The sequence below is a fragment of the Arthrobacter sp. 05L45_2 genome, from assembly GCF_056397525.1.
The window spans coordinates 1-6,722 of record NZ_JBFTNO010000176.1 but is presented as its reverse complement, the minus strand read 5'-3'; the positions used below and the strand labels follow the sequence as shown (position 1 = coordinate 6,722).

Here is a 6,722-nt window from a genome sequence, read left to right as displayed (position 1 = left end):
GACAATCGGTTCGAAGATCTGGCTGACCCACAGGTGCGCGCTGTATTCCTCATCCATACCCGGGTTGTTATCCGCCCGGAAGGAGTCCATGTCGTTCAACAGGCGCCGCGCCTGGTTCTCCTGCGCATCCAGGCCGGTCAGGCGCAGCAGCCGGCGCTGGTGGTGCCCGGCGTCCACCACCTTGGGCTGGAGCTGGATGGTGGAACCGTTCTGGGTGGTCTTGATGGCGTACTCCTCGACGTCAAAGCCGAGTTCGTTAAGCCGGCGGATACGCGCGGCCACCCGCCAGCGCTCGCCGATCTCGAAGGATTCCTTCTCGGTAAGCTCGGTCCAGAGCCGCCGGTAACTTTCCATAATGAGCTCGCTGGTGGCGACCGGGTCCACCTTCTCCTCGATGAGGCCCCCGTCGAGCAGGTCCATCAGTTCGCCGGCGATGTTGACCCGGGCAATTTCGAGGTCGTACTCGCGCTGCCCGGTGGACAGGTCCGGGTACAGCTCGCCGGTCTCGGCGTCCACAAGGTAGGCGGCGAAGGCGCCGGCGTCGCGGCGGAACAGGGTGTTGGAGAGCGAAACGTCGCCCCAGTAGAAGCCGATCAGGTGCAGGCGGACCAGGAGCAGCGCCTGCGCATCGATCAGGCGGGTGAGGGTGTCCTTGCGCAGCATCTGCGAAAACAGAGCGCGGTACGGCATGGAGAACTTCAGGTGGCGCGTGACCAGCACGGGGTTCAGCGGCCGGCCTTCGGGGGTGGTGCGGCCGGTGATGACCGCCACCGGCTCCACGCAGGGGACATCCAGCCGGGCGAGCTTGCGGAGCATGTGGTACTCATGCCGGGCGATGTGCTCCGAGGTTTCCTTGATGGCGATCACCGAGCCGCCGAGGTGCGCGAACCGCACGATGTGCCGCGAGATGCCGCGGGGGAGCGCCGCCAGGTATTCCGCCGGCCAGTCCTCGAGGGCGATGTGCCAGGGCAGGTCCAGGAGTTCTGGTTCGGTGGCGGCGGCCGTGATGCTCAGTGAGCTGGCGAGGCCCTTGTCGTCGTTGGCGCTCGCGGCCTGGTACCGCGGCAGCTTGCCGATCTGCCCGTAGTCAGTGGGTTCGTCGTGCCACTGGGCACCGTTGTCCTCGGTCATGCTGCAATTCTCCCGTACTGGGGGCGGGCGCGCCTAAATTTTGCCGGTTAACGCCCGACGGCGGCCCTCCAGAGGGAGGGCCGCCGTCGGAAGTAGCGCCTAGTCGCCGAGGCGCAGGCCGGTCTTGGTGTCGAACAGGTGCACGTGGCCCGACTGCGGGCGGACCCACACGGTCTCGCCCTTCATCGGGGGGCGCCGGCCGTCGACGCGGGCCACGATGTCGTGGTCCTTGCCGTCAAGGGTGGTGTGGCCGTAGACGTAGGCGTCGGCGCCGAGTTCCTCGACGACGTCGACCTCCACCTGCAGGCCCTCGCCCTGCGGTGCAGTCTCAAGGTCTTCGGGGCGGGTGCCCAGGGTGACGGTGGAGCCGGAAGCATCTTCGAGGATGTCGCGCGGGACCGGGTAAACGGTGCCGCCGAACTGCACACCGCCGTCGACGACGGGGAGTTCGAGGAGGTTCATGGCAGGGGAGCCGATGAAGCCGGCGACGAAGACGTTCTTCGGCTTGTCGTAGAGGTTGCGCGGGGTGTCAACCTGCATCAGCAGGCCGTCCTTGAGCACGGCGACGCGGTCGCCCATGGTCATGGCCTCGACCTGGTCGTGGGTGACGTAGACGGTGGTGACGCCGAGGCGGCGGGTCAGCGACGCGATCTGCGTGCGGGTCTGCACACGGAGCTTGGCGTCGAGGTTGGAGAGCGGCTCATCCATGAGGAACACCTGCGGGTTACGCACGATGGCGCGGCCCATGGCAACACGCTGGCGCTGGCCGCCGGAGAGTGCCTTCGGCTTGCGGTCCAGGTACGGCTCCAGGTCGAGCAGCTTGGCGGCCTCGCGGACCCGCTCTGCGCGCTCTTCCTTGCTGACGCCGGCGATCTTCAGGGCAAAGCCCATGTTGTCCGCCACCGTCATGTGCGGGTAGAGGGCGTAGTTCTGGAAGACCATGGCGATGTCGCGGTCCTTCGGCGGAACGTCGGTGACGTCGCGGTCGCCGATCAGGATCCGGCCGGAGTTAACATCCTCAAGGCCTGCGAGCATACGCAGGGAGGTGGACTTTCCACAGCCGGAGGGTCCAACGAGGACCAGGAACTCGCCATCAGCGATGTCGATGTTGAGCTTGTCGACAGCGGGCTTCTCTGTGCCCGGGTACAGACGCGTAGCGTTATCAAAAGTAACTGTAGCCACAGTTATCAATCCCTTCACCGGCAGGTACGTGCCGGACGATCCGTAGTGAATGGTTCTTTGTATTTAGTTGTTCCATCCGAAACCGGATGCGCATGCTCCCCGGCCGAAGCCGAGGAGCATCCAGTGACGCCGCACGGTTGCTGTGCGCCACATCACATACAGAGTATGTCAGATTTTTCATTGCCGGGCGAAAAAGTTACGGATGTCACAGGTGAGGTTCCTTACCAGGGACCGTAGGCTGGGCGGATGTCAGCCCTGCAGATCTACGTCAGTTTCCCCGGTACGGCGCGTCAGGCGCTGGGCTTTTACGCCGATGTGTTCGGCGGGGACCTCGCCCTCTATACCTACGCGGAGTTCAACCGCAGCGACGGACCGCCGGACGCGATCGCCCACGGGGAGCTCAGCGGTGTCGTGGCCCTGGCGGGATCGGACGCGGCGGCCGGCGAGAAGAGCGTCCGGCTCGAGGGCCTCATGCTCTCGCTGCTGGGAACGGCCGAGCCCCCGGTCCTCCACGAATGGTTCGACCGGCTTGCTGACGGCGGCCGGGTGGTCGATCCGCTGGCGCCCAAGCCCTGGGGCGCGTCGGACGGGCAGGTTATTGACCGGCACGGCCTCCACTGGCTCATCGGTTACGAGCCCGACGCTTCGGCCAACTAGCCGGCAGGCGTCAGCTGCCGACGGCCTTGGACCGTTCGCGCAGCAGCGCCTCCAGCAGTTCGGAGACCTGTGCAGGCGCCTCCACCCGGAATTCCGCCTGGGTGAAATCGTGGCCCACCTTGACGCCCAGGTCCCCGCGGACGAGGCTGCCCAGGGCGTCCTCATCCGTGGTGTCGTCGCCGGCGAAGACCACCGCCGTGGCTCCTGTGGCCTGCCGGAGGAAGGTGATCCCATCGCCCTTGGACGCGTGAACCACCGAGGTTTCCAGCACCCGGTTTCCGGTCTTGAGGAAGACCTCCGCGCGGTCCTGCAGGGCGGCTTTCGCGGCCGCCACCGCATCTTCGGCCACGTCATCGGCGGCGAGCCGGGTGTGGAGCACCACGCCGGCCGGCTTGTCCTCCAGCAGCGTTCCGGGCGCCTGATCCACGATGTCGGAGAGGATCTGCCGCACCTCGCTCAGCAGTTCCCGCTGGGCATCGTCCAGCTGCAGCTCAGTTGAGCCCGGACCCATCCAGGCTTCCGCGCCATGGCTGCCGATCAGCAGGGTCTGCTCCGGCGGTGCGGCCGTGGCCCGCAGGCTGTCCAGGGCGCGGCCGGAGATGAGCGCCGTCGTCGTCCGCGGGAGTGCGGCCAGGGCCGCGAAAGCGGCCGCGGACCGGGGCAGTGACCGGGAGTCCGCCGCGTGGTCTACCAGCGGGGCCATGGTGCCGTCGAAATCCATTGCGATCAGCAGCTCCTCCGTTCCGGCGACGCGGCGGATGGCGTCGAGCAGTTCGGGGGAGAGCGAGAGTTTCGCCTGGGCGGGGTTGGGCTCAGGAGTCATCGCGCACCACCTTTTCCTGGAGGGCCCGCAGGAAGTCGGCTGACCAGAGGTCGACGTCGTGGTCCAGGATCTGCTTGCGCATGGCCCGCATCCGGCGCGCTGCCTCGGCCGGGTGCATGTTGACGGCCCGCATGATGGTGTCCTTGAGCCCGTCGATATCGTGCGGATTCATCAGGAGCGCCTGCTTGAGCTGGTCCGCGGCTCCCGCGAATTCGCTGAGCACCAGGGCGCCGTCGTTGTTCGTGCGGGCGGTGACGTATTCCTTCGCCACCAGGTTCATGCCGTCGCGCAGGGCGGTGACGAGCATGACGTCGGCGGCCAGGTACAGCGCGACCATCTCCTCGATCGGGTAGCTGTGGTGCAGGTAGCGGACCGCGGTGTTCTGCATCGTGTCATAGGTGCCGTTGATGTGGCCGACGGTGCCCTCGACTTCCTCGCGCAGCAGGCGGTACTGTTCGACGCGCTCGCGGCTGGGGCTCGCCACCTGGATCAGGGAGGCGTCCTCGACGGTGACCTTGCCGTCCTGCAGGAGCTCCTCGTACGCCTTGAGCCGGTGCCGGATGCCTTTGGTGTAATCCAGCCGGTCGACGCCGAGCAGGATGGTCTTGGGATTGCCGAGGTCGCGGCGGATCTGCTTGGCGCGTTCGATGATCTCCGGTTTCCGCGCCAGCTCGCTGATCTGCTTGACGTCGATGGAGATCGGGAAGGCCTGGGCGCGGGCAATGTGGGTGGTTTCGCCGTCCGGGCCCTTGACGTGGACCTGCTGCTGCTTGACGCTGGCGCCGAGGAAGCGGCGGGCCGAGCGCATGAAGTTGCCGGCGTCGCTGCTGCGCTGGAAGCCCACCAGGTCCGCGCCGAGCAGGCCGTCGATGATCGCGTGCCGCCATGGCAGCTGCGCGAAGATCTCCGGCGGCGGGAACGGAATGTGGTTGAAGAACCCGATCTTGAGGTCCGGGCGGGCCTCCCGGAGCATCTTGGGGACCAGCTGGAGCTGGTAGTCCTGCACCCAGACGGTGGCACCCTCGGCGGCATGGCGGACGACGGCGTCGGCGAACCGCTTATTGACCTTCCGGTAGGAGTCCCACCAGGCGCGGTGGAACTCCGGCGGTGCGATCACGTCATGGTAGAGCGGCCACAGCGTGGCGTTGGAGAAGCCCTCGTAGAAGAGCTCGATGTCCCGCGTGCTGAGCTGGACGGGAATGAGGTCGATGCCGCCGTGACTGAACGGCTCGAGGTGCTCGTCCGGGGCGCCGTGCCAGCCCACCCACGCGCCGTCGGTCTTGGTCATCATTGGAGCCAGCGCGGTCACGAGGCCGCCGGGGGAGCGGCGCCATCCGTCCTCGCAGCCGGGCTCATCTGGCGAGCAGCGGTCCACCGGCATGCGGTTGGACACGACCATAAAGTCGAAGCTGGCGCCGGATTCCGGCTTTTCCGTGTGCTTCTCCGTGCCGGGCTCGGTGCGTTGCCCGGCGCTCTCGGTTGCTTGCATTGGTGCCCCCTGGGGTCGCTTGTGGCCTTCATCCACCCTAGCCGGGCGGAATCTTCTGTGCTATTCGTCCGTTGGGCACACGGAGGGAAACTTGAAAGCGCAAGCTCCCGGGTTTCTCCCCTAAAATGATGAGGTTGCCACTCTGTGGACCACCCCAGGCCGATCGACACGAGGAACTTATGAGCGCCGCAAACGAACCCCGTCAGTCCAAAGCGGAGCGCACCGCCGCGGCCCGTGAAAAAGCCCGTGAGATCCGCGAGGCGCAGCTGAAGAAGGACAAACGCAACAAGCTGCTCATCGGCTGGGGCATTGTGGCCGCCGTCGTCGCCATCATTGTGATCGTGGCCCTGGTGGTCACCACCAACATCAAGAACAACGCCCCCGTGGCGGATTCCGGCCCCACTCCGGCCAACGGCAACGTCCACGGCGGCGTCACCCTGCTGGCCAACACAGGGGTCGCCAAGACGGACGCAGCCACCGTCAAGCTTTCCGACCTTCCCTCGCCCGCAGCCACCCCTCCGGCTGAGGTCAAGGCCCCCGGCGCCGAGGCCGAAGCGGGTAAGCCGGTCAAGGTGGTCCTTTACATCGACTTCATCTGCCCGGTCTGCAAGAACTTCGAGGCCCAGTACAACGGGACCCTCACCAAGCTGCGCAACGAGGGGAAGATTACGGTCGAATACCGTCCGCTGGGCTTCCTGGACAGCCGCTCCAGCACCAACTACTCCTCGCGTGCGGCCAACGCCGCGGCCTGCGTGGTGAACGAATCGCCGGAGAAGTACTCTGACTTCGTTGACGCGCTGTTCGCCAAGCAGCCTGCCGAGGGCAGCGCGGGCCTCTCCGACGCGGACCTGAAATCCACGGCGACCGGCGTCGGGGCCAAGAGCATTGACAAGTGCATTGACGACAAGACCTACCGCCCGTACGTGAAGTACACGACCCAGGAGGCCGCGGCCATCGGGGTCACCGGCACGCCCACCGTCTTCGTCGACGGCAAGCAGTGGGGCAAGGGCGACAGCGCCCAGACCCCGTTCGACCAGTTCCTGCAGGCTGCGGTCACCGCCAAGAAGTAGCCGGCACCGGCCACAGCCTGCCGCCCGGCCCCGGATCCGTCCGGGGCCGGGCTGCTTTTTGCCGTTTTTTACCGGTGGCTCTCCGTGGGCTACCCTTATCTAGCGCTTAGCGTCCGGCACTTTCCGGCCAGGACGACGACGGCGCGTTGCCTCCTTAGCTCAGTTGGCCAGAGCACCGCTCTTGTAAAGCGGGGGTCGTCGGTTCGAATCCGACAGGGGGCTCTGAAGGCCCCTTCGTTCCGGTGATTTTGCCCGGGGACGGAGGGGTTTATTGTGCCCCCGCGGCCCTGGCCGGGGCGCCGTTTCGACGGTTCCCCGCCGCCTCGACGTCTCGGGGCATCGAGCGGGCACGGAACCGTCGAAACGGGGC

General features: G+C 66.6%; 6 protein-coding genes and 1 tRNA gene. 3 read left to right on the top strand and 4 right to left on the bottom strand.

The window, feature by feature from the left end; genetic code table 11:
• A partial coding sequence (locus tag AC1DHD_RS12760; protein ID WP_476880069.1) for a DUF4032 domain-containing protein occupies window positions 1-1,131 on the bottom strand: 1,131 nt, incomplete at its 3' end.
• Window positions 1,132-1,230: 99 nt separating this feature from the next.
• Window positions 1,231-2,313, bottom strand: a complete 1,083-nt coding sequence (locus AC1DHD_RS12755) for an ABC transporter ATP-binding protein (protein ID WP_476880068.1) — start codon at window positions 2,311-2,313, stop codon at window positions 1,231-1,233.
• 246 nt (window positions 2,314-2,559) lie between these two features.
• Between AC1DHD_RS12755 and AC1DHD_RS12750 the strand changes: the two genes are divergently transcribed.
• Window positions 2,560-2,970 carry a VOC family protein gene (locus tag AC1DHD_RS12750; protein ID WP_476880067.1) on the top strand — a complete coding sequence of 137 codons (411 nt, stop codon included), beginning with the start codon at window positions 2,560-2,562 and terminating at the stop codon, window positions 2,968-2,970.
• A gap of 10 nt (window positions 2,971-2,980) precedes the next feature.
• Here the strand turns inward: AC1DHD_RS12750 and otsB are convergent, their stop codons facing one another.
• Complete coding sequence (gene otsB / locus AC1DHD_RS12745) at window positions 2,981-3,793, bottom strand: trehalose-phosphatase (RefSeq protein WP_476880066.1); 813 nt, start codon at window positions 3,791-3,793, stop codon at window positions 2,981-2,983.
• Entirely contained in the window at window positions 3,783-5,192 is a 1,410-nt protein-coding gene (locus AC1DHD_RS12740; RefSeq protein ID WP_476880070.1) for an alpha,alpha-trehalose-phosphate synthase (UDP-forming), read from the bottom strand. The genes otsB and AC1DHD_RS12740 overlap by 11 nt, the downstream gene beginning before the upstream one ends.
• Window positions 5,193-5,461: 269 nt before the next feature.
• On the opposite strand from AC1DHD_RS12740, the gene AC1DHD_RS12735 reads away from it, so the two are divergent.
• Both AC1DHD_RS12735 and AC1DHD_RS12730 read left to right on the top strand, forming a co-directional pair.
• The gene (locus AC1DHD_RS12735; protein ID WP_476880065.1) at window positions 5,462-6,352 is read left to right on the top strand and encodes a DsbA family protein; all 891 of its coding nucleotides are present in this window, start codon (window positions 5,462-5,464) and stop codon (window positions 6,350-6,352) included.
• A gap of 148 nt (window positions 6,353-6,500) precedes the next feature.
• A tRNA-Thr gene (locus AC1DHD_RS12730) sits at window positions 6,501-6,574 on the top strand.
• The last annotated feature ends 148 nt before the right edge of the window (window positions 6,575-6,722 follow it).